Annotated in this window: 21 protein-coding genes and 1 riboswitch; of the genes, 9 read left to right on the top strand and 12 right to left on the bottom strand. The window is 75.6% G+C overall.

The window, feature by feature from the left end:
• Positions 1–21: 21 nt before the first annotated feature.
• Genes FHX36_RS12810 through FHX36_RS12795 form a run of 4 tightly spaced genes read right to left on the bottom strand, consistent with a single transcriptional unit; the run spans position 22 to position 4,058 of the window.
• A complete protein-coding gene (locus FHX36_RS12810; RefSeq protein ID WP_110553892.1) occupies positions 22–1,518 on the bottom strand; it encodes a precorrin-2 C(20)-methyltransferase in 1,497 nt (498 codons plus the stop codon).
• Complete coding sequence (locus FHX36_RS12805) at positions 1,515–2,135, bottom strand: precorrin-8X methylmutase (protein ID WP_110553891.1); 621 nt, start codon at positions 2,133–2,135, stop codon at positions 1,515–1,517. Before FHX36_RS12805 ends, FHX36_RS12810 begins: the two co-directional genes overlap by 4 nt.
• Positions 2,135–3,316, bottom strand: a complete 1,182-nt coding sequence (locus FHX36_RS12800; RefSeq protein ID WP_183513797.1) for a nitrite/sulfite reductase — start codon at positions 3,314–3,316, stop codon at positions 2,135–2,137. Before FHX36_RS12800 ends, FHX36_RS12805 begins: the two co-directional genes overlap by 1 nt.
• Before the next feature lie 52 nt (positions 3,317–3,368).
• Positions 3,369–4,058: a DUF4383 domain-containing protein gene (locus FHX36_RS12795; RefSeq protein WP_110552234.1), complete on the bottom strand. Its 690-nt coding sequence runs from the start codon at positions 4,056–4,058 to the stop codon at positions 3,369–3,371.
• Positions 4,059–4,247: 189 nt separating this feature from the next.
• Here FHX36_RS12795 and FHX36_RS12790 point away from each other — a divergent pair, with 189 nt between their 5' ends.
• Positions 4,248–4,583: a tetratricopeptide repeat protein gene (locus FHX36_RS12790; RefSeq protein ID WP_110552235.1), complete on the top strand. Its 336-nt coding sequence runs from the start codon at positions 4,248–4,250 to the stop codon at positions 4,581–4,583.
• A gap of 20 nt (positions 4,584–4,603) precedes the next feature.
• Here the strand turns inward: FHX36_RS12790 and FHX36_RS12785 are convergent, their stop codons facing one another.
• Positions 4,604–4,990: a winged helix-turn-helix transcriptional regulator gene (locus tag FHX36_RS12785; protein ID WP_110552236.1), complete on the bottom strand. Its 387-nt coding sequence runs from the start codon at positions 4,988–4,990 to the stop codon at positions 4,604–4,606.
• Between the two features lie 109 nt (positions 4,991–5,099).
• Here FHX36_RS12785 and FHX36_RS12780 point away from each other — a divergent pair, with 109 nt between their 5' ends.
• Positions 5,100–6,029: a zinc-binding dehydrogenase gene (locus FHX36_RS12780; RefSeq protein ID WP_110552237.1), complete on the top strand. Its 930-nt coding sequence runs from the start codon at positions 5,100–5,102 to the stop codon at positions 6,027–6,029.
• A gap of 67 nt (positions 6,030–6,096) precedes the next feature.
• Here the strand turns inward: FHX36_RS12780 and FHX36_RS12775 are convergent, their stop codons facing one another.
• Positions 6,097–7,449: an MFS transporter gene (locus FHX36_RS12775; RefSeq protein WP_110552238.1), complete on the bottom strand. Its 1,353-nt coding sequence runs from the start codon at positions 7,447–7,449 to the stop codon at positions 6,097–6,099.
• Between the two features lie 96 nt (positions 7,450–7,545).
• Between FHX36_RS12775 and FHX36_RS12770 the strand changes: the two genes are divergently transcribed.
• The gene (locus FHX36_RS12770) at positions 7,546–8,085 is read left to right on the top strand and encodes an FKBP-type peptidyl-prolyl cis-trans isomerase (RefSeq protein WP_110552239.1); all 540 of its coding nucleotides are present in this window, start codon (positions 7,546–7,548) and stop codon (positions 8,083–8,085) included.
• Between the two features lie 6 nt (positions 8,086–8,091).
• Here FHX36_RS12770 and FHX36_RS12765 read toward each other — a convergent pair whose 3' ends face one another.
• Entirely contained in the window at positions 8,092–9,294 is a 1,203-nt protein-coding gene (locus FHX36_RS12765; RefSeq protein ID WP_110552240.1) for a CynX/NimT family MFS transporter, read from the bottom strand.
• 139 nt (positions 9,295–9,433) lie between these two features.
• Positions 9,434–9,522, top strand: a riboswitch (cobalamin riboswitch).
• Between the two features lie 51 nt (positions 9,523–9,573).
• On the opposite strand from FHX36_RS12765, the gene cobN reads away from it, so the two are divergent.
• From cobN to FHX36_RS12745, 4 genes are read left to right on the top strand one after another with little or no spacing between them, the layout of a single operon-like run.
• A complete protein-coding gene (gene cobN / locus FHX36_RS12760; RefSeq protein WP_110552241.1) occupies positions 9,574–13,200 on the top strand; it encodes a cobaltochelatase subunit CobN in 3,627 nt (1,208 codons plus the stop codon).
• Positions 13,197–13,397, top strand: a complete 201-nt coding sequence (locus FHX36_RS12755) for a hypothetical protein (protein WP_146251587.1) — start codon at positions 13,197–13,199, stop codon at positions 13,395–13,397. The genes cobN and FHX36_RS12755 overlap by 4 nt, the downstream gene beginning before the upstream one ends.
• A gap of 30 nt (positions 13,398–13,427) precedes the next feature.
• On the top strand, positions 13,428–14,507 hold the full coding sequence (locus tag FHX36_RS12750; protein WP_110552243.1) for a WD40/YVTN/BNR-like repeat-containing protein: 1,080 nt from the start codon (positions 13,428–13,430) through the stop codon (positions 14,505–14,507).
• A complete protein-coding gene (locus FHX36_RS12745; RefSeq protein WP_110552244.1) occupies positions 14,504–14,788 on the top strand; it encodes a MoaD/ThiS family protein in 285 nt (94 codons plus the stop codon). The genes FHX36_RS12750 and FHX36_RS12745 overlap by 4 nt, the downstream gene beginning before the upstream one ends.
• Before the next feature lie 3 nt (positions 14,789–14,791).
• Here FHX36_RS12745 and FHX36_RS12740 read toward each other — a convergent pair whose 3' ends face one another.
• Positions 14,792–15,775 carry a tetratricopeptide repeat protein gene (locus FHX36_RS12740; RefSeq protein ID WP_146251588.1) on the bottom strand — a complete coding sequence of 328 codons (984 nt, stop codon included), beginning with the start codon at positions 15,773–15,775 and terminating at the stop codon, positions 14,792–14,794.
• Positions 15,776–15,946: 171 nt separating this feature from the next.
• On the opposite strand from FHX36_RS12740, the gene FHX36_RS12735 reads away from it, so the two are divergent.
• Positions 15,947–16,168 carry a hypothetical protein gene (locus tag FHX36_RS12735; RefSeq protein ID WP_110552246.1) on the top strand — a complete coding sequence of 74 codons (222 nt, stop codon included), beginning with the start codon at positions 15,947–15,949 and terminating at the stop codon, positions 16,166–16,168.
• Between the two features lie 15 nt (positions 16,169–16,183).
• On the opposite strand, the gene FHX36_RS12730 is transcribed toward FHX36_RS12735, so the two are convergent.
• The 3 genes from FHX36_RS12730 to FHX36_RS12720 are packed head-to-tail and all read right to left on the bottom strand — an operon-like array spanning position 16,184 to position 18,092.
• Positions 16,184–16,957, bottom strand: a complete 774-nt coding sequence (locus tag FHX36_RS12730) for an adenosylcobinamide-GDP ribazoletransferase (protein ID WP_343056607.1) — start codon at positions 16,955–16,957, stop codon at positions 16,184–16,186.
• Positions 16,954–17,529, bottom strand: a complete 576-nt coding sequence (gene cobU, locus FHX36_RS12725) for a bifunctional adenosylcobinamide kinase/adenosylcobinamide-phosphate guanylyltransferase (protein ID WP_110554434.1) — start codon at positions 17,527–17,529, stop codon at positions 16,954–16,956. The genes FHX36_RS12730 and cobU overlap by 4 nt, the downstream gene beginning before the upstream one ends.
• Positions 17,526–18,092 carry a histidine phosphatase family protein gene (locus tag FHX36_RS12720; protein WP_110554435.1) on the bottom strand — a complete coding sequence of 189 codons (567 nt, stop codon included), beginning with the start codon at positions 18,090–18,092 and terminating at the stop codon, positions 17,526–17,528. The genes cobU and FHX36_RS12720 overlap by 4 nt, the downstream gene beginning before the upstream one ends.
• Positions 18,093–18,169: 77 nt before the next feature.
• Here FHX36_RS12720 and FHX36_RS12715 point away from each other — a divergent pair, with 77 nt between their 5' ends.
• On the top strand, positions 18,170–18,967 hold the full coding sequence (locus FHX36_RS12715; RefSeq protein WP_183513796.1) for a Fic family protein: 798 nt from the start codon (positions 18,170–18,172) through the stop codon (positions 18,965–18,967).
• Between the two features lie 11 nt (positions 18,968–18,978).
• Here FHX36_RS12715 and FHX36_RS12710 read toward each other — a convergent pair whose 3' ends face one another.
• The gene (locus FHX36_RS12710) at positions 18,979–19,845 is read right to left on the bottom strand and encodes an HAD family hydrolase (protein ID WP_343056606.1); all 867 of its coding nucleotides are present in this window, start codon (positions 19,843–19,845) and stop codon (positions 18,979–18,981) included.
• Between the last annotated feature and the right edge of the window lie 35 nt (positions 19,846–19,880).

The following is a 19,880-nucleotide window of genomic DNA, read 5'->3' as shown; positions in this document are numbered from 1 at the left end:
CGCGGTGTTCCCGCTGTCAGCTCATCCCGGGTAGCGGCGGCTGGTGAAGACCTTCCCGGTCGTCGTCACCTGCGTCTGGGTGGAGCCGATGAGCACCAGGCAGCGCATGTCGACGGTGTCCGGGTCGAACTCGCCGAGGGTGGTCACGGTGACCTGCTCCTCCGGCCCGCCGACGTCCCGGCCGACGACGACGACGGTCTCCGGCTTCCGGACCTCCAGCAGCGCCTGGTGCGCCTCGCCCAGCTGGTGCGGCCGGGCCTTGGACCGGGGGTTGTACAACGCGATGACCAGGTCCGCGGCGGCGGCGTGCCGGAGCCGGTCGAGCACGACCTCCCACGGCTTGAGCACGTCGGACAGCGAGATCACCGCGAAGTCGTGCCCCAGCGGCGCACCCACCCGGGAGGCGACGGCCTGCGCGGCGGTGAGCCCGGGCAGCACCCGCACCTCGACGTCGGCGAACTCCGGCTGGGCGGCCACCTCGAGCACGGCGGCGGCCATCGCGAACACCCCCGGGTCGCCGCTGGAGACCACGGCCACCCGCCGTCCGGACTGCGCCAGCCGCAGCGCCGCGGCGGCCCGCTCGGCCTCCACCCGGTTGTCGCTGGGGTGCCGGGTCTGCCGCGGGTTGGCCGGCACCCGGTCCAGGTACGGGCCGTAGCCCACCAGGTCGTCGGCGCGGGAGAGCGCCTCGGCGGCCTCCGGTGTCGTCCAGCTGCGCTGCCCGGGACCGAGCCCGACGACGACGACCTCACCAGTGCGCGGCTCCGCCTCGCTGGGCTGCTCGGGGCCGGGCAGCTCGCCGGTCAGCTCGCTGGGCAGCAGCGCGAGGGAGAAGTACGGGACGGTGTCCGGGTCGACCTCGGCCAGCGGCATCGTGCGCTGCTGGGCGGTGGTGGCGCGCTCGACGTAGAACGCACGGTCGAGCACCCCGGCGGCGTCGAAGGCATCCCGGACGCTGCGGAACGTGCGCCCGAGCTTCATCACCGCGGCCGAGTCGGTGGTGGCCAGCCACTCGGCCAGCTCGTCGGTGGGCAGCGTGCCGGGCAGCACCGTGAGCACCTCGTCCCGCTCGACCAGCGGCCGGCCGAGCACCGCCGCGGCGCCGCTGACGCTGGTCACGCCGGGCACCACCTCGGTCGGGAACCGGTGCGCCAGCCGCTTGTGCATGTGCATGTAGGAGCCGTAGAAGAACGGGTCGCCCTCGGCCAGCACGACGACGTCCCGCCCGGCCTCCAGGTGCGCGGCCAGCCGGGCGGCGGCGGCCTCGTAGAACTCGTCGATCGCGCCCTGGTAGCCGCCCGGGTGATCGGTGGTCTCGGTCGTCACCGGGTAGACCAGCAGCTCCTCGACCTGGCCCTCGCGCAGGTAGGGGGCGGCCAGCGCGCGGGCCACCGAGCGGCCGTGCTGGGCGGCGTGGAAGGCGACGACGTCGGCCGCGCCGATGAGCCGGGCGGCCTTGACCGTGACCAGCTCCGGGTCGCCGGGGCCGAGCCCGACCCCGTAGAGGCGCCCGGTCATTCGACGGTGCTCGCGATGGCGTTGACCGCGGCGGCGGTGATCGCGCTGCCACCGCGGCGGCCGCGCACGACCAGGAACTCCAGGTCGGACGCGGCCAGCGCCTCCTTCGACTCCACCGCCCCGATGAAGCCGACCGGGATGCCGATGACGGCGGCCGGGCGGGGAGCGCCGTCGCGCACCATCTCCAGCAGGTGGAACAGCGCGGTGGGCGCGTTGCCGATCGCGACGACGGCGCCGTCCAGCCGGTCGCCCCACAGGTGCATCGCCGCGGCCGTGCGGGTGGTGCCCAGCTCCCGGGCGAGGTCGGGCGTCCGCGGGTCGTTGAGGGTGCAGACGACGTCGTTGTCCTTGGGCAGCCGCCGGCGGGTGATGCCACTGGCCACCATCTGGGCGTCGCAGAGCACCGGGGCGCCGCCGTCCAGGGCCTCGCGGGCGCGCTCGACCACGGCGGGGGAGAAGGCGACGTCGGAGACCAGGTCGACCTGCCCGCAGGCGTGGACCATCCGCACGGCCACCTGCGCGATGTCGGCCGGTAGCCCGGAGAGGTCGGCCTCGGCGCGGATCGTGGCGAAGGACTGCCGGTAGATCTCGGCGCCGTCGTGCTCGTACTCGTACATCAGTCCTCTTCGATCCGGTAACCGGTGGGCGTCGCGACGACGTCGACGACCCGACCCTGGGGTCGGCCGCAGCGGCGCTCGCAGCCGACCCAGTGCTGGCGGGCGCCGTCGGCGGGCAGCGTCCGGGTGGTGACGGCGGTGACGGCGTCGGCGCGGACGTCGGCCAGCGACCTCGCGCAGCCCGGCCGCCCGGCGCAGGTCGTGACCTGCAGCCACGGGCTGGCCTCGTCGAACACGATGCCGGTGCGGTACAGGTCGACCGCGGCGTCGTCCACGGCGTCCTCGGCCAGGTCGGGGACGACGACGCTGCGCCACGGGGTCAGCTGCACCTCGGGCGCGAGGCGGGCGAGCAGGTCGGCCTGGTCGGCGCTGAGCCGGCCGAGCGGGACGACGCCGATCAGCGCCGTGCGGCCGTCGAGCTGGGCCGCGGCGCCGACCGGCCCGGTGACCGGCGCGGCGGGGAGCGGTGCGCCGGCGGTGACCGGCCCGCCCAGCCGGGCGGCCACCAGCTCGGGGCCGTCGGCGAGCTCGGCCAGCCGCCAGGCCGTCGAGCCCTGGGCGGTCCGCTCGTCGAGGAACGCGCGGGCGGCCGCGAGGGCGAGGGCGACGGCGCGATCGGGGTGGGTGCGCAGGCCGGAGTCGGCGCCGCCGAGGGTGAGCGCGACCGACCCGGACGACAGCGCCAGCAGGCCGACGTCGCCGCCCAGCCCGGCCACGTCGCCGCGGCCGTCGTCCAGGGTGGCCAGGAACCGGCCGGGCAGCGCGGCGAGCCCCGGGTCGCCGGAGAGCCCGGCGTCGAAGGCGCGCACCCACGGGCGGACGTCGACGTGCCCGCCGTCCGTGCGCCCGGTGAGGGTGCTGGCCAGCACGTTGCGGACCCGCTCGTGGGTGGCGCTGGGCAGCAGCCCGGCGCCGGCGAGCCGGGAGCCGAGCGCCACCTCGGCGCCGTCGGGCAGCGCGCGCAGCTGCAGGTTGCCGCGGCTGGTCAGCTCCAGGTGCCCGTCACCGAGCTCGCGGGCGGCGGCGGCCAGCGTGCGCAGCTGCGCGGCGGTCAGCGTGCCCCCGGGCACCCGCACCCGGGCCAGGCCGCCGTCGGCCGCGGCGTGCGTCTGCAGCGCACCCGGGCAGGCGTCGGCCCGCTCGCGGGGCGGCGCAGCGGGGGAGGGCAGCGGAGATGACATGGCGCCCGCGAGGCTACTTCCCGCGGGCGTACGTGCTGCCGGCCCGCTCGGTTCAGCGCAGCGGTGCGCGGTCGAAGGACATCCACACGTCGCGGCGGTCGCCCCGGGTGCGCACCCGGGCCATCGCCGCCACCCGGCGCTGCTGGTCCGCGGTGGCCCGGTGCTCGATGACGGCCAGCTCGGCCGCGCGCATGGCCCGCTCGGCCGCCCGCTCGGCCGGGGTCTCCGGCAGCTGCTGGCTGGTGTCCTCGTCGTCCGGGACGGCGCCGCCCTCGGCGCGGTAGGGGCTGTCGTCGGGCAGGTTCCCGCTGACCCGGCCGTAGGCGCCGAGGGTCAGCAGCACCAGGCCGGCGACGATCGAGAAGATGACGTTGGCCATCGAGAAGGCGAGGAAGTTCACCTCGGTCTCCAGCACGGCCAGGTTCGCCAGCGCGGAGACCAGGAAGAGCACGCCGATGACCAGCATCGTCGTGGAGGCGACCCGGGAGCTGCGCAGCGCGGCGGCGACGAGCACCGCGGCGGTGAGCAGCGAGATGGTCGACAGCAGGCCGTTGGAGGACAGGCCGGCGATCCGCTCGCCGTCGGTGGAGAAGTAGTCCAGGCCGTCGACCAGGCCCAGGACGCCGAAGGCGGCGATGACGGTGGCGACGACGATCGCGCCGACCCGGTGGACGGAGTTGACCAGGCCGGGCTCGTCCTGGGCGGAGTGGGACCAGCTGGGCAGGTGCAGGGCGTGGGACATGTCAGGAACTCCGGGGGAGGAGTCGGGCGCCGGGCCGGGGCGGCATCCGGCGGCGATCTCCTACCCGTTGTGTGCAACCCAACTCGATGGCACACGTCCTTTCTCGTTCCGTTGCGTGACGCGACGACTGCATTCCGTGGCGGGAATGTCCGCGGTCCGGTGCTGTTGACCGGCGGTGGAAGGAGCGTCATGACCACGCCGCACGAGATCGACCTGCACTCCGAGTACCTCCGCGCCGACCTGTTCCTGGCCATGGGCCAGCCCACCGAGGCCGCCAAGATCCTGACGGCGGTGCTCACCGCCGAGCCGGAGAACCAGGCCGCGCTCGAGCTGCTGGCCCGCAGCTACTTCGGGTCCGCGCAGCTCAACCGCGCCGAGGAGGCGCTGACCCGGCTGGTGCAGCTGGCCCCGGCCAACGCCTGGGCGCGCCGCGCGCTGGCCCGCACGCTGGAGCGGCAGAGCCGGGCAGCGGACGCCGCCGTCCACCACCGGGTGGCCGACGCGCTGGGGGCTCCCGCCGTCTGAGGCGGGACGGGACCGGGCGGTCAGGCCCGGGCCGCGTCGAACGCGGTCCGGGCCTCCTGCACGCGCTCGATGTTCGCGTACGCCCACGTCCGGACGACCTGCACTGTCGCGCCCAGTTCCTGCCCCAGGTCGGTCAGGCGGTACTCGACGGTCACCGGCACCGTCGGGTACACGGTCCTGCTCACCAGACCGTCGCGCTCCAGGGCGCGCAGCGTCTGGGTCAGCATCTTCTGGGTGACCCCGCCGACCCGGCGACGCAGCTCGCTGAACCGCAGGACGGGCTCGTCGGTCAGCGCGGTGACGACCAGCATCGTCCACTTCTCACCGATCCGGCCGAGCACCTGCCGGGTCGGGCACCGCTCGTCGAGCACGTTCCACGCGGGTGCCGCTGCCGGGTCGGTATCCATGAGGTACCTATACCACTGTGCAGTGCCTTCTTCCTCGCGGTGACCAGGGCTCCCTAGCGTCGGTGCTGCGCGCGGACACCCCGTCCGGGCCAGGACGCTGGAGGACGAGATGCTCGCCTGGACACCCACCGAGGGCGCCGACGACCCGATCGCACTGACCGAGGTCGACGCGCCGCGGCCCGGGCCCTCCGAGGTGGTCGTGCAGGTGGCGGCCTACTCGGTGAACCGCGGTGAGACCTTCCTGCTCGAGGCGCCGCGGCCCGGGTGGCGACCGGGGCGGGACGTGGCCGGCACGGTCGTGCAGGCGGCCTCTGACGGATCGGGCCCGCCGGTCGGCCGGCGCGTGGTCGGGCACCCCGCGCAGGGCGGCTGGGCCGAGCAGGTGGCCGTGCCCGTGGACGCGGTCAGCGAACTGCCCCCGGACCTGGAGCCCACCGTCGCCGCAGCGCTCCCGCTGGCCGGCCTGACGGCGCTGCGCCTGCTCCGCACGATGGGCCCGCTGGCCGGCAGGCGGGTGCTCATCACCGGCGCTGCGGGGGGAGTCGGTCACTACTTCGTCGAGCTCGCGGCCGCCCAGGGGGCCGTGGTCAGCGCCGTGGTGTCGACTCCCGCACGTGGCCGGAGGCTGCTGGAGCTCGGTGCGCACGAGCTGCTGACGAGCGTCGAGGACGGGAACGGTCCCTACGACGTCGTGGCCGAGTCGGTGGGTGGGGCCGTCCTCGGCCAGGCCTGGAGCCGGCTCGCCCAGCGTGGTCTGCTCGTCTGGTTCGGTCAGGCGAGCCGCGAGCCGGCCCAGCTCGACTTCTTCGACTGGCGTGGTGGCGCCAGCGGCACGCTGCGCAAGTTCGATGCCTCGGACGGCGACGTCCCCGACGCCCTCGACCTGGCGACCCTGGTCCGCCTGGTCGCCGGCGGCAGGTTGCACCCGGAGGTCGATCGCGTCCGCGACTGGCGGGCCACCCCGGAGGTCCTGCGTGCGCTGCTGGCGAGGGAGGTCCGGGGCAACGCCGTCCTGACCGTGCCCGCCCCGTCCGCCTGAGGCAGGGCTGGGTGCTCCGCGCCCGTCGTCCGCCCGGACCGGGGTCCCGGTCGAGGCCGCCGCCGGGTCAGCGGGGCCTGCGGGTGACCAGTCCGGCGCCCACTGCGACCAGCGCGGCGAGCCCGAAGGCGGCGCCGATCGCGGGGCGGTCGCCCGCTCCCGCGCTGGTGGCCAACGAGTACGTGCCCGCGCCCAGCAGCGAGCCGAGCGCCACCGCGGTGGTCTCGGCGAAGGCCACCGCGGTGGCGACCGTGGACACCTGCTCGGGCGCGAGGTCGTCGAAGGACCGTGCGGACAGGCGCGTGTACCCCAGCCCCATCCCCAGCCCGCCCACCGCCCAGGCGCCGACGAGCAGGGCGAGTGCGGCGGAGCCGGCCAGCAGCCCGGTCTGGGACAGGGCGGCGGCGACCAGGGCCAGGCAGAGCAACGCCGCCCCGAGGGCGGCCGGGTCCGGACGGCGTCCCGGCCGTGGTGGCCGCGCGCCGGCCACCGACCAGGCGACCAGGCCGGCGGTGACGGCGACCGCGCTGGCGACCACCCCACGGTCCAGCCCCTCGACGACGGCGAGCGGGACCAGCCCGTCGGCGGTGAAGAAGGCGACCACCAGGCCGGTGAAGCAGATCAGCACCCACGTGCGGGGGCGGTCACCGGCCGTCGCCCGGGCCAGCACCCGGACGCTCCCCGCGCCGGCCAGCAGCAGGCCGCCGACCAGCAGGGGGACACCCCAGCCGCCGCTGCCGGTGGCCAGCGTGGCGAGCACGAGGCCGGCCACCACGAGCACGCCGGTGCCCACGGCGACCGCGCGGCGTCCGGTCTGCCAGGGGATCAGCCCGACGTCCCGGCCCATCAGCGCCCGGGCCACGATCACGACGGCCGCGGGCCACGCCATCGCCCAGCGCCAGTCGGCCCAGACGGCGATCGACGCGTTCAGCGGTGGGCCCACCAGTGAGGGCAGCAGCCAGACCAGCGAGAAGAGCCCCATGACGCGCGGCCGGAGTGCGTCGTCGTAGAGCCCGCCGATGGCGCTCAGCCCGAAGGCGGCGAGCAGGCCGCCGGCCAGGCCGCGCAGCGCGCTGCCGGCGAGCAGCCAGCCCATCGCCGGTGCGGTGGCGGCCAGCACGACCCCGGCGACGTAGACCAGTGTGGCCACCAGGAGCGTGGCCCGAGGGCTGAGCCGGGCGGTCACCCCGGGGCCGGCGGCGAGCACCAGCACGGTGACGAGCGTGCCGGCCGTCAGGGTCGCGCCGTAGAGGCGGCTGCCGTCCAGCTCGCGGGAGGCGAGCGGGAGCACCGTGGCGTAGGCGATGCCCTGGACCGCAGCGGCGAACTCGGCCAGCAGCAGCGCGACCAGCAGCCGCCCGCGCCGCCCGGCGAAGACCGCGCGCAGCGACGTGTCAGGGGCGGTGCCGGTCGCGCTCACCCGCGTAGTGGACCGGCTGCAGTGGGGTTGAGGTCAAGCCGGGCGTTGTCCGGTGATCGAGTCGGGCTCCCCGACGTCCTGTGGTCTGCTGGTGCGATGGACCGCCGCACCGCCGCCCGCCTGTTCGTCGCCGCCGCCGTCGCCTTCTCGCTCACCGCCTGCGGGGGTGACGACGAGCCGTCGTCGTCCGCCTCGCCCTCGGACGCGGCCTGCGTGTCCCGCTCCGCGACCGCCCAGAGCGCCGACGGCCTCTCCACCGACCTCAGCTCCGCCCCCGAGGTGCCGACCACCGACGCCGCCCCGCCCTGCGGCCTGGAGGTGACCGACGTCGTCGTCGGTACCGGGCCCGAGGCCGTCGCGGGCTCCGCCGTCGAGGTCAAGTACCTCGGCGCCTTCTACGGCACCGGCGAGGAGTTCGACTCCTCCTGGAGCCGCGGGGACGACGAGACGCTGCCGGTGACCCTCGGTGCCGGGCAGGTCATCGAGGGCTTCGACCAGGGCATCACCGGCATGCAGGTCGGCGGGCGGCGGATGGTGACCATCCCCAGCGACCTGGGCTACGGGCCGAACGGGCAGGGCCCGATCCCCGGTGACGCCACCCTGGTCTTCGTCATCGACCTGGTGCAGGTGGGCTGACCCCGGTCAGAGCACCCGGGCCCGGCCGGCCTGCACCCCGGCCGCGGCCTGGACGACCAGGACCCCGAGCAGCACCACCAGCGGCGCCGTCCAGCTGCCGGTGGCGTCGTGCAGCGCGCCCAGCAGGAACGGGCCGGCGGCGGCCATCGCGTAGCCGACCGACTGGGCCATCCCGGACAGCGCCGCCGCCTGGTGGTGGTCGCGGGTGCGCAGCCCGAACAGCGACAGCGCCAGCACGATGCAGGACCCACCCGCGGCGCCGGCGAGCACGATCCAGAGCAGCGAGGCCCCGGGCGCGGCCAGCTGGCCGACGACCGCGACGGCGAACAGCCCGGTCGCGGCCAGGATGAGCAGCCGCTGGTCCGCGCGGCGGGGGATCAGCCGCGCCGTCACCAGGTTGGCGAGCAGCCCGGCGACCTGCATGGCGAACAGGTGCCAGCCCGCCGCGGCGGCGGGGACGCCCTCGGCCTGCTCGACCGAGGGCCACCAGGCGATCAGCGTGAAGTAGATCGTCGACTGGGCGCCCATGAAGACGGTCACCTGCCAGCCCAGCGCGGTGCGCCAGGGCGAGCGGTGCACGACCGGTGCGCCGGGCGACCCGGGGCCCGGCGGGACGCTGCGCCGGCGCAGCTGGGGGAGGAAGACCGCCAGCGCGACCAGGGCCAGCCCGGCCCAGATGCCGAGCGCGAGCCGCCAGCCGTGCTGGGCCGTGCCGGCCAGCGGGACGGCGAGGCCCGACGCCAGCGCGGCCGCCGCGCCCTGGACCGAGGAGTAGAGGCCGGTGACCTGGCCGACCCTGCCCGGGTGGTCCCGCTTGACCAGCGAGGGGAGGACCACGTTGATCACCGCGACGGCCGTCCCCAGCACGGCGGTGCCCGCCCACAGCGCGACGGTCGACGGCAGCGAGCGGACCACCGTGGCCGCCGCCAGCAGGGCGAGCGCGGCGCCGAGCGAACGCTCGATGCCGATCCGGCGGGCCAGCGCCGGGGCCAGCGGTGACACCACGGCGAAGGCGACCAGCGGCAGGCTGATCAGCAGGGACGCCGCCGCGCCGCCGATGGACAGGTCGGCGCGGATGTCCTCGACCACCGGGCCGACCGAGGTGATCCCGGCCCGCAGGTTGGCCGCGATGAGCAGGACCCCGGCCAGCAGCAGGCCGGACCGCGGCGTCCTGAGCCCGCGGGCGCGGGTCGCCGTGTCGCCGGTCATGCGGTCTCCTGCGGGTCGGGTGTGCGCTGCAGCCCGGGTCGGGTGGTTGCCCGCTGCACCTCGTCGTTCGCCACGCTAACTGCCCGTGGGTCGTCCCGCCGTCGTGCGGCCGGGGACGGCGGGTCGGCCGGGTAGCGTCTCGGCCAACCACGGCAGTGCAGCAGGGAAGCCGGTGCGAACCCGGCGCGGTCCCGCCACTGTGTCCTCTCCGGAGGAAGTCAGACACCTCGGCTGCCGTGCCCGACGACCCGGGGCGCGGACCCCGAGGGAGGCACTGCTTTGAGCTCTCGCACCTTCACCCTGCTGTCGACCTCCGACACCGACCTGCTGTCCGCGAGGTCCAGCGCGGCCGGCTGGCGGCTGGGCAACCCGGCCCGGCTGGGCGCCGAGGGGATGGTGCAGCTCGCGGCCGGCAGCGACCTCGTCGTCGTCCGGATCCTCGGGGTCCGCCGGCAGTACGAGGAGATGCTGGCCCCGCTGCTCGCCGGGTCCGCGCCGGTCGTCGTCCTGGGTGGGGAGAACGTCCCGGACGCCGAGCTGATGGAGCTCTCCACGGTGCCGATGGGCGTGGCCACCGAGGCGCACGGCTACCTGGCGCAGGGCGGGCCGGGCAACCTCGAGCAGCTGCACCGCTTCCTCGGCGACACCGTGCTGCTCGAGGGGGAGGGCTTCGAGGCGCCGTCGGTGGCGCCGGAGTGGGGCGTGCTGGAGCGGTCCCCGCGCACCACCGAGGGCCCGGTCGTCGCCGTCCTCTACTACCGGGCGCACCACCTGTCCGGGAACACCTCCTTCGTCGAGGCGCTCTGCCGCGCGATCGAGGACGCCGGCGGCCGCGCGCTGCCGGTGTTCACCGCCTCGCTGCGCACCGTCGAGCCCGGCCTGGTCGACGTGCTGCGCACCGCCGACGCGCTGGTCGTCACCGTGCTGGCAGCCGGTGGGTCCAGGCCCGCGACCGCGCAGGCCGGCGGTGACGACGGCGCCTGGGACGTCGGTGAGCTCGCGAAGCTCGACGTCCCGGTGGTCCAGGGGCTGTGCTTGACCAGCAGCCGGGCCGACTGGGCCGCCAGCGACGACGGGCTCTCCCCGCTGGACGTCGGCAACCAGGTCGCCATCCCCGAGTTCGACGGCCGGCTGATCAGCGTGCCGTTCTCCTTCAAGGAGACCGACGCCGACGGGCTCACCTCCTACGTCGCCGACCCCGAGCGGGCCGCCCGGGTCGCCGGCACCGCGGTCGCGCACGCCCGGCTGCGGCACACCCCGCCCGGCGAGCGCCGGATCGTGGTGATGCTCAGCGCCTACCCGACCAAGCACGCCCGGATCGGCAACGCGGTCGGCCTGGACACCCCGGCGTCCGTCGTCCGGCTGCTGGCCGCGATGCAGGGCCAGGGCTACGACATCGGCCCGTTCGACGGCCCCGAGGCGCTGCCCGGCGTCGCCGACCTGGACGGCGACGCGCTGGTGCACGCGCTGATCGCCGCGGGTGGGCAGGACGAGAACTGGCTCACCGAGGAGCAGCTGTCGGGCAACCCGGTGCGGATCTCCGCCGCCGAGTACCAGCGCTTCTTCGACACCCTCCCGGCCGAGCTGCGCGAGGCGATGGTCGAGCACTGGGGTGAGGCGCCCGGGTCGCTGTTCGTCGACGACGACTCCATCGTCTTCGCCGCGCTGCGGGCCGGGAACGTCGTGGTGATGGTCCAGCCGCCGCGCGGCTTCGGGGAGAACCCGATCGCGATCTACCACGACCCGGACCTGCCGCCGTCCCACCACTACCTGGCCGCCTACTGGTGGCTGCGGTCGGTGTTCGGCGCGCACGCGATGGTGCACGTCGGCAAGCACGGCAACCTGGAGTGGCTGCCGGGCAAGACGGTCGGCATCTCGGCGGCCTGCGGACCGGACGCCGCGATCGGCGACCTGCCGCTGGTCTACCCGTTCCTGGTCAACGACCCGGGCGAGGGCACCCAGGCCAAGCGGCGCGCGCACGCCACGCTGGTCGACCACATGGTGCCGCCGATGGCCCGGGCCGACTCCTACGGCGACATCGCCCGGCTGGAGCAGCTGCTCGACGAGCACGCCAACATCGCCGCGATGGACCCGGCGAAGCTGCCCGCCGTCCGGCAGCAGATCTGGACGCTGCTGCAGGCGGCCAAGCTCGACCACGACCTGGGGTTGAACGAGCGGCCCGAGGACGACCACTTCGACGAGATGATCCTGCACGTCGACGGCTGGCTCTGCGAGATCAAGGACTCCCAGATCCGCGACGGGCTGCACGTGCTGGGCGCCCCGCCGAGCGGGCAGAACCGCGTCGACCTGGTGCTGGCGATGCTGCGCGCGCGGCAGATCTGGGGCGGGGCGGTCGCGCTGCCCGGGCTGCGGCAGGCGCTCGGCCTGGTCGAGGACGGCACCGCCGGGCTGCACGCCACCGACGCGGTCGAGGCGCAGGCCGCGGCGCTGGTCGCCGGCATGGAGGAGCGCGGCTGGTCGGCCGCGGCCGTCGCCGACGTCGTGGGCGGGGTCCTCGGGACGACGAACGACGAGGTCACCGCGGTGCTCCGGTTCGCCGTCGACGAGGTGGTGCCCCGGCTGGAGCGCACCACCGACGAGCTGGACATGACGCTGCACGCGCTGGAGGGCGGCTACGTGCCGGCCGGGCCGTCGGGCTCCCCGCTGCGCGGGCTGGTCAACGTGCTGCCGACCGGGCGGAACTTCTACTCCGTCGACCCGCGGGCGATCCCCTCCCGGCTGGCCTGGGAGACCGGGTCGGCGATGGCCGAGTCGCTGGTCGACCGCTACCGCGCCGACCACGACGGGGCGTTCCCGCCCTCGGTCGGGCTGTCGGTGTGGGGCACGTCGGCGATGCGGACCTCGGGCGACGACGTCGCCGAGGTGCTCGCGCTGCTCGGCGTCCGGCCGGTCTGGGACGACGCGTCGCGCCGGGTGACCGGGCTGGAGCCGATCCCGCTGGACGAGCTGGGCCGGCCGCGGATCGACGTCACGGTGCGGATCAGCGGCTTCTTCCGGGACGCGTTCCCGCACGTGGTGACCATGCTCGACGACGCGGTGACCCTGGTGGCCGGGCTCGCCGAGGATGACGACGAGAACTACGTCAAGGCCCACGTGGACGCCGACGAAGCCACCCACGGCGACCGGCGGCGCGCCACCACCCGGGTGTTCGGCTCCAAGCCCGGGGCCTACGGCGCCGGGCTGCTGTCGCTGATCGACTCGCGCAACTGGCGCGGGGACGCCGACCTGGCCGAGGTGTACGCGGTGTGGGGCGGCTACGCCTACGGGCGCGACCTGGACGGCGTGAACGCGCGGCCGGACATGGAGGCGGCCTACAAGCGGATCGCCGTGGCCGCGAAGAACATCGACACCCGCGAGCACGACATCGCCGACTCCGACGACTACTTCCAGTACCACGGCGGGATGGTCGCGACGGTCCGCGCGCTGACCGGCTCCTCGCCCGAGGCCTACATCGGTGACTCCACCCGGCCCGAGCAGGTGAGGACCCGCTCGCTGGTCGAGGAGACCTCCCGGGTGTTCCGGGCCCGGGTGGTCAACCCCAAGTGGCTGGCCGCGATGCGCCGGCACGGCTACAAGGGCGCGTTCGAGCTGGCGGCCACCGTCGACTACCTGTTCGGCTACGACGCCACCACCGGCGTGGTCGCCGACTGGATGTACGAGAAGCTCGCCCAGACCTACGTGCTCGACCCGGAGAACCGGGAGTTCATGGAGAAGTCGAACCCCTGGGCGCTGCACGGCATCGCCGAGCGGCTGCTGGAGGCCGTCGACCGGAAGATGTGGGAGTCGCCGGACCCGGCCCTGCTGGCCGAGCTGCAGCAGGCCTACCTGGACACCGAGGGCGACCTGGAGGGCGGCGACACCCCCGCGCAGACGGCCACGCGATGAGCTCCCCCGTGCGGCGTCCACCTGGCCGGACCCTGGCACTCTGGCTGGGCTACCTCCTCGTCGTGCTGGTGGTCACCGAGGCGGTGGTCCGGGCGACCGGGTGGGACCGGCTGTGGGTGCTCGTGGTGGTGGTCCCGGTGGCGTGGGTGCTGCGGGGCGTCGCCGAGAACCGGCTGGACCGGCGCGGCGCGCGATGAGTTCTCCGGTCCTGCGGAGTCCTCTGCTGCATGGCGACGACTCTGCTGGCGATCGGCACGCGCAAGGGGCTCTGGCTCGCGACGAGTGAGGACCGGCGCAGCTGGTCGCTCTCCTCGCCGCACTTCCTGATGACCGAGGTGCCCAGCGTGGGCATCGACGTCCGCGGCGGGCGCACCCGGCTGATGGTCGGGGTGCGCTCGGAGCACTTCGGCCCGACGGTCGTGCACTCCGACGACCTCGGCGTCACCTGGGACGAGCCGGCGCACGGCGCGATCCGGTTCCCGGCCGACACCGGCGCCGCGGTGGAGCGGATCTGGCAGCTGCAGCCCGACTCCGCCGACCGGCCCGGGGTGGTCTGGGCCGGCTGCGAGCCGATCTCGGTGTGGCGGTCGGAGGACGGCGGCGACTCGTTCGCGCTGTGCCGCACGCTGTGGGACCACCCGCACCGGCCGGAGTGGGGTGCCGGCTACGGCGGTGCGGCGGCGCACAGCGTCGTCCCCGGGCCCGGCTCGACGGTGCACGTGGCGATGAGCACCGGCGGGGTCTACCGGACGACGGACGGCGGCGCCTCGTGGCAGCCGCGCAACTCCGGCATCTCCGCCTACTTCATGCCCGGCCCGGCGCCGGAGTTCGGCCAGTGCGTGCACAAGATCGCGCGGGACGCCGTCGTGCCCGGCCGGCTGTACGCGCAGAACCACCACGGCGTGTACCGCTCCGAGGACGACGGGGACTCGTGGAGCTCGATCGCCGACGGGCTGCCCTCGGACTTCGGCTTCGTGATGCTGGCGCACCCGCACCGCGCCGGGACCATCTGGGTGGTGCCGCTGGTCGCCGACGGCGAGCGGATCCCGCCCGGCGGGGAGCTGGCCGTGCACCGCAGCGACGACGCCGGCTCCACGTGGCGCCGCTGCACCGAGGGGCTGCCGGCGCACGAGTACAACGCGGTGCTGCGCGACGCGGCCTGCGTCGACGGCGGCGACCCGGTCGGGGTGTACGTGGGCACCCGGGGCGGCGAGGTCTACGCCAGCGCCGACGAGGGGGAGACGTTCACGACCGTCGCCGGGCACCTGCCCGACGTGCTCTGCGTGCGGGCGGCGGTGCTGCCATGACGGTGCAGGTGCTGCTGCCGCGGCTGCTGGCCGACTGCACCGGCGGCCGGACGTCGGTGTCGCTGGACCTGCCGGCGCCGTCGACGGTGTGCGCGCTGCTGGACGTGCTGGCCGTCGAGCACCCGGTGTTCGACCGGCGGGTGCGGGACGAGACCGGCGCGCTGCGGCGGCACGTGAACGTCTACGTCGACGGCGAGGAGGTCCGGCGGCTGGCCGGGCTGCAGACCCCGGTGCCGAGCGGGGCGGAGGTCATGGTCGTGCAGTCCGTGGCCGGCGGCTGAGGATCACTCCAGCTCGACGGTCAGCTCGCCGGCGGCCCGTCCCGGCGCGGCCGCGACCCAGGCACGCAGCACGGCCGCGACGTCGTCCGGGTGGCCGGAGAGGCCGAAGGTGCGCTGACCGTCGACGGCCGCACCGCCGGGGTGGTCGTGCGCGCCGGGGGAGCCGTTCGAGCAGGCCGCGCACAGCACGCGCATGTTCGTCGTCCAGTCCTCGCCGGCCAGGCCGGCGGCCTCGAGGTCGGCCTCCAGCTGCGCGGAGTCCGCGTCGCCGGCCGTCACCACGGCGCTGAGCGTCGGGCGCGGCGAGCGCTCCCACAGCTCGATCTCGTTGAACACCCCGATCTCCTGGTCACCGAACCGACGGGTGCCCTGGACGTCGCCGTCGTGCAGCATCACGTCGCCGTACCGGTGCCCGGACGCGGGCAGCGGGACGCTCACCAGCTGGATCCGGGTCGGGTCGAGCCGCCGGCCCCAGACCACCTCGGGCTCGCCCGCGCGGCCGTCGACCAGCACCTCCTGCTGCCCGACGAAGCGCGGCGGCGGGTTCAGCCGCACCGGGGCGGGGCCGAGGTCCTCGTCGACCGGGGCGTCGCCCTCGCCGGAGACCGGGATGCCGAAGGCCTGCCACGCCCGGCGGGCGACCGCCCAGTCGCGTCGCGCCGTGGCCGCGATGCCGAGGTTCCAGGCCGCCGGCTCACCCTCCCGCTGGTCCGTCGGGAGCGCCGCCAGGGCGAGCTCACCCAGGGCCTGGGCCGTCGGCCAGTCCCGCCGCCACTTGGCGTGCATCGCACGGTCGTTGAGCATGCCGGGGTCGCCGGGGAGGCGGCGCAACCACTCGTCCTGGATGCGGTCGAGCAGCTCGGCACGTGCTCGGTCGGACCCGGCGTCCGCACCGATCTCCACCGGGACGCGGCGGTACCACCGGCCGAGCTGGCGGAGACTCAGGGCCTCCAGGTGGTCGGGGTCCCGACGGCGGCTCGTCCACACGGCGTGCATCGTGCCGCACGGGTGCTGGACCAGCGGTGCTGTCGCGACCAGACGCGCAGCAGAGGTGCTGAGGCAGTCGCATCGTCCGCATCTGTGTACTCGGAGTGACAACACGCGCCAAACAGGAACCTCTCGGTTCTTGTTCTCCGCTCGCCGGGCACCCACCAGGACATGAGCATCCTGAGCAAGCTGATGGGCACCGCACAGCAGACCGCAGGGCGCGGCCGACGGGTCGGTGGGCGTCCGGCCACCGGTCGCCGGACCACGGGCACCGGCCGCACGGCCGGCGGGACAGCCCGGATGGCCCGCGGCACCACCTCCCGCGGGCGCGCAGGCGCCCCGGCCGCCGGTGGTCTTGGCAAGCTGCTGAGCTCCTTCGCCAAGCGGCGCTGAGCGGCGGGCGGCTGCTCAGCCGAGCAGGACGGCGGCGGTCAGCAGGGCCGCCGTCGCCGCCACCTCGCCCATGGCCCCCATGACGTCCCCGTTGACCCCGCCCAACCGGGTGTGGGCCCGGGAGGACAACGCCTCCGAGGCGGCCAGCCCGACGGCAACGGCGGCCGTCAGCCCGAGCGCGGTGGCCGGGCCGTCGTCGCTGAGGAGCAGGCCGCCCGCGACGGCCGCCATGACGGTCAGCAGTGCGGCGCCGGCCAGCCACCGGCGGGACACCGTGCCGGCGACCGCTGCGCCCAGCGAGGAGCCCGCGGCGATCGGGGTGCCCGGCAGGCCGGTGCGCGCCATCGCCACCCGGGCCGCCACGGTTGCCGTGGGGAGCGCGAGCCAGCCGCCGTCGACGCCGAGCAGCTGGGCCAGGCAGGCGACCTGCAGCAGCAGCGTCAGGACGAGGGTGACGACCCCGAACGGCCCGACGTCCCCGGCGCGCATCACCTCCAGCGCCCGCTCCCGGCCGCGGAGCGGGCCCAGCCCGTCGGCGGTGTCGGCCAGCCCGTCCAGGTGCAGCCCGCGGGTCAGGGCGGCGAGCACGGCGACGGCGAGCACGGCCCCGACCAGCGGGCCGGCGGCGCGGTCACCGAGCCAGCCGACCGCGGTGGCCAGCGCGCCGAGCACCAGCCCGACCAGCGGCGCCCACGGCAGCACACCGCGGGCGCTGGCCGCGGCGGGGACCCGGGCGATGCTGAGCATCGCGAAGGCCTCGGCCGGGCCGGTCCAGGGACGCCGGCTCACCGGAGCCGCTGGGGGAGCCCGGCCACCACGAACCACACCTCGTCCGCGGTCGCGGCCAGCCGCTGGTTCACGTTGCCGAGGGTGTCGCGGAACAGCCGGCCGGAGCGCGTCTCGGGCACCACGCCCAGCCCGACCTCGTCGCTGACCGCGACCACGTGCGCCGGCGTCATCACCCAGTTGTTGACCAGGGCGTCGCAGCGCAGGGCCAGCCGGTCGAGCGCGGCCTCGGCCCGCCGCCGGTCCGCGGCGTGCGCGCCGCCACCGCCCGAGCCGCCGGCGTCGGCGGTGTCCCAGACCCCGGTCTCGTCCATCAGCGCGGCGACCCAGGTGGTGATGCTGTCGACGAGCACGGCGCCGCCGCGGACCAGCTCCGAGGGCATCGTCGTCTCCAGCGTCGCCCACCCGACCGGCCGGCGTGCCCGGTGCGCGGCGACCCGGCTGGCCCACTCGGAGTCGGAGTCCTCGACCTTGCTGGTGGCCAGGTAGGTGACGTCGGCCCAGCCCTCCAGCAGCTGCTCGGCGTAGGCGGACTTCCCCGACCGGGAGCCGCCGAGCACCAGGACCCTGCTCACGGCGCCAGCTCCAGCCGGGTGACCGTGCCGTTGTGCGGGGTGACCGCGGGCATCGCGTCCGGTCCCAGCCCGGCGGCGACCGCCTGGGCGGCCCGGATCGTGTCGCCGTGGGTGACCAGCGCGACCACCTCGGCCGGCGGGTCGGCGCGGAGCTGATCGAGCAGTGCGGCCACCCGGGCGTGCAGCTGGGCCAGGCTCTCCCCGCCCTCGGCCGACCAGTGCGGATCGGTCCAGTCGACGACGTCCCACAGCTCGCGGGACGGACGCCCCTCCAGCACCCCGTAGCCCTGCTCGCGCAGCGCCGGGGTGGTCCGCAACGGCAGGCCGGTCGCGGCCGCGCAGTGCTCGGCGGTCTGCACCGCGCGGAGCAGGTCGCTGGACAGCAGGGCACCGGGGCCGCCGCCGTCCCGGGTGAGCGCGGCGAGCTCCGCCGCGGCCTGAGCGGCCTGCTGGTGCCCCAGCTCGGTGAGCGGCACGTGCGCCGTCTGGCCCTGCATGAGACCGGCGGCGTTCCACTCGCTCTGCCCGTGCCGGACGAGGAGCAGGGTGAGCGGGCGGGCCATGATGCCCAGGAGCCTAGGGGCTTCCGCCCGACCGCCCGGTGCCGGTCCGGCGGCTCGCGGCTCGTACCGTCGCTGCCGTGACGATCCCGCTCCGCCCCGGCGCCGGCCGCGCCGCCCGGCCCGCCGCTCGCCCGACCGGCCCGGACCCGCTGGCCCCGCTGCTGCAGCTGCCCGGCGTCGCCGAGGCGGCCGAGGGGGCGCGGACGGCGATCGACCGGCTGCTGGGGCACAAGGTGCTGCGGCGCGAGTCCGCCGGGGTGAGCGCCGAGTCCGCGCTGCGCGGCGCCCGGGCGTCGGCGGCGCTGGAGGGCGTCGACGTGCCGCTGGCCGAGCTGCGCGCGGGCGAGGTCACCGACCCGGTGGTCCAGGGTGCGCTGCGGGTCTCTGTCGGGCTCGGTTCGATGGTCGAGACCTGGGAGCGCGCCCCGGGGCAGGTGCTCGCCCGGCTGCACGTGCTGGCCGCCACCGACCTCGCCGACCCCGCGGACCTCGGCCGCCCCAACGGTCCGGCGGGCCCGCGGCTGAGCGGGCTGTTCTCCGTGATCACCGGTGCCAGCACGGTGCCGGCGGTGGTGCTGGCCGGGGTGGTGCACGGCGAGCTGGCCGCGCTGGCCCCGTTCGGTGTGCAGGACGGGGTGGTCGCCCGGGCCGCCGGCCGGCTGATGACCATCACCCGCGGGCTGGACCCCAAGGCCGTGTCGGTGCCCGAGGTCGGGTTCGCCGAGCTGGGCGCCGCGGCGCACGCCGAGGCGCTGGCCGGCTACCGCTCCGGCGAACCCTCCGGGCTGGCCGGCTGGCTGGTGCACTGCGCCCGGGCGACCGAGCTCGGTGCCACCGAGGGCCTGGCGATCTGCGAGAGCCTGCTCCGCGGCTGACCGGCGAGGGCTCAGGCCTCGCGGCGACGCCAGCGACCGGCCGGGGTGATCGGGCCGGGCAGCTGCGCCGCCGGGAGGGTGGCGCCCGAGGGCGCCCGCAGCGCGCGCCGCCGGGCGTACCAGGCCAGCCCGGCCACCGCGGCGCCGACGCCGACCGCCGCGCTGGTCACCACCGGCGTCCGGGTGACGGAGAAGCGCGAGCGCAACGACACCGGCCGGGTGAACTCCAGCACCGCCCAGCCGCGTTCGGCGGCGACCTTGCGGAGCCCGCGGTCGGGGTTGACCGCCGTCGGGTGCCCGACCGCCTCGAGCATCGGCAGGTCGGTGGCCGAGTCGCTGTAGGCCCAGCACTCGGCGAGGTCCCAGCCCTTCTCGGCGGCGACCTCGCGCATGGCGGCGGCCTTGTTCTCCCCGTAGGCGTAGAACTCGATCTCGCCGGTGTAGCGGCCCTCGACGGTCACCATCCGGGTGGCGACCACCCGGTCCACGCCGAGCATCTCGCCGATCGGGCCGACCATCTCCGCCCCGCTGCTGGAGACGATGACGATCTCCCGGCCGGCGGCCTGGTGCGCCTCGATCAGGTCGGCGGCCTCCGCGTAGACCAGCGGGTCGACGATCTCGTGCAACGTCTCCCGGACGATCTCGTGCACCACGGCGACGTCCCAGCCGGTGGTCATCGCGGTGATCTGGCGGCGCATCCGCTCCATCTGGTCGGCGTCGGCACCGGCCAGGGAGAAGACGAACTGCGCGTAGGCGCCCTTGAGGACGGCCCGTCGGTTGATCAGCCCACCCTGGAAGAACGGTCGTCCGAAGGCCAGGGTGCTGGACTTCGCGATGACCGTCTTGTCCAGGTCGAAGAACGCCGCAGCGCGGGTCACGTCCCACACGGTAAGTGGATCGGCAGTCCGGGCGC

The organism is Modestobacter versicolor, assembly GCF_014195485.1.
Classification (GTDB): domain Bacteria; phylum Actinomycetota; class Actinomycetes; order Mycobacteriales; family Geodermatophilaceae; genus Modestobacter; species Modestobacter versicolor.
Note: the sequence above shows the minus strand (reverse complement) of the source record. Positions and strands in the feature narration are given on the sequence as shown.

Excerpts from the sequence above, each read along its gene's own strand:
- FHX36_RS12720 (WP_110554435.1), bottom strand. The coding sequence starts at position 18,092 with ATGGCCCGCCCGCTCACCCTGCTCCTCGTCCGGCACGGGCAGAGCGAG.
- FHX36_RS12780 (WP_110552237.1), top strand. The coding sequence starts at position 5,100 with ATGCTCGCCTGGACACCCACCGAGGGCGCCGACGACCCGATCGCACTG.
- FHX36_RS12800 (WP_183513797.1), bottom strand. The coding sequence starts at position 3,316 with ATGTCATCTCCGCTGCCCTCCCCCGCTGCGCCGCCCCGCGAGCGGGCC.
- FHX36_RS12755 (WP_146251587.1), top strand. The coding sequence starts at position 13,197 with ATGAGCTCCCCCGTGCGGCGTCCACCTGGCCGGACCCTGGCACTCTGG.
- FHX36_RS12790 (WP_110552235.1), top strand. The coding sequence starts at position 4,248 with ATGACCACGCCGCACGAGATCGACCTGCACTCCGAGTACCTCCGCGCC.
- FHX36_RS12765 (WP_110552240.1), bottom strand. The coding sequence starts at position 9,294 with ATGACCGGCGACACGGCGACCCGCGCCCGCGGGCTCAGGACGCCGCGG.
- FHX36_RS12805 (WP_110553891.1), bottom strand. The coding sequence starts at position 2,135 with ATGTACGAGTACGAGCACGACGGCGCCGAGATCTACCGGCAGTCCTTC.
- FHX36_RS12770 (WP_110552239.1), top strand. The coding sequence starts at position 7,546 with ATGGACCGCCGCACCGCCGCCCGCCTGTTCGTCGCCGCCGCCGTCGCC.
- FHX36_RS12750 (WP_110552243.1), top strand. The coding sequence starts at position 13,428 with ATGGCGACGACTCTGCTGGCGATCGGCACGCGCAAGGGGCTCTGGCTC.
- FHX36_RS12795 (WP_110552234.1), bottom strand. The coding sequence starts at position 4,058 with ATGTCCCACGCCCTGCACCTGCCCAGCTGGTCCCACTCCGCCCAGGAC.
- FHX36_RS12735 (WP_110552246.1), top strand. The coding sequence starts at position 15,947 with ATGAGCATCCTGAGCAAGCTGATGGGCACCGCACAGCAGACCGCAGGG.
- FHX36_RS12745 (WP_110552244.1), top strand. The coding sequence starts at position 14,504 with ATGACGGTGCAGGTGCTGCTGCCGCGGCTGCTGGCCGACTGCACCGGC.
- FHX36_RS12785 (WP_110552236.1), bottom strand. The coding sequence starts at position 4,990 with ATGGATACCGACCCGGCAGCGGCACCCGCGTGGAACGTGCTCGACGAG.
- FHX36_RS12810 (WP_110553892.1), bottom strand. The coding sequence starts at position 1,518 with ATGACCGGGCGCCTCTACGGGGTCGGGCTCGGCCCCGGCGACCCGGAG.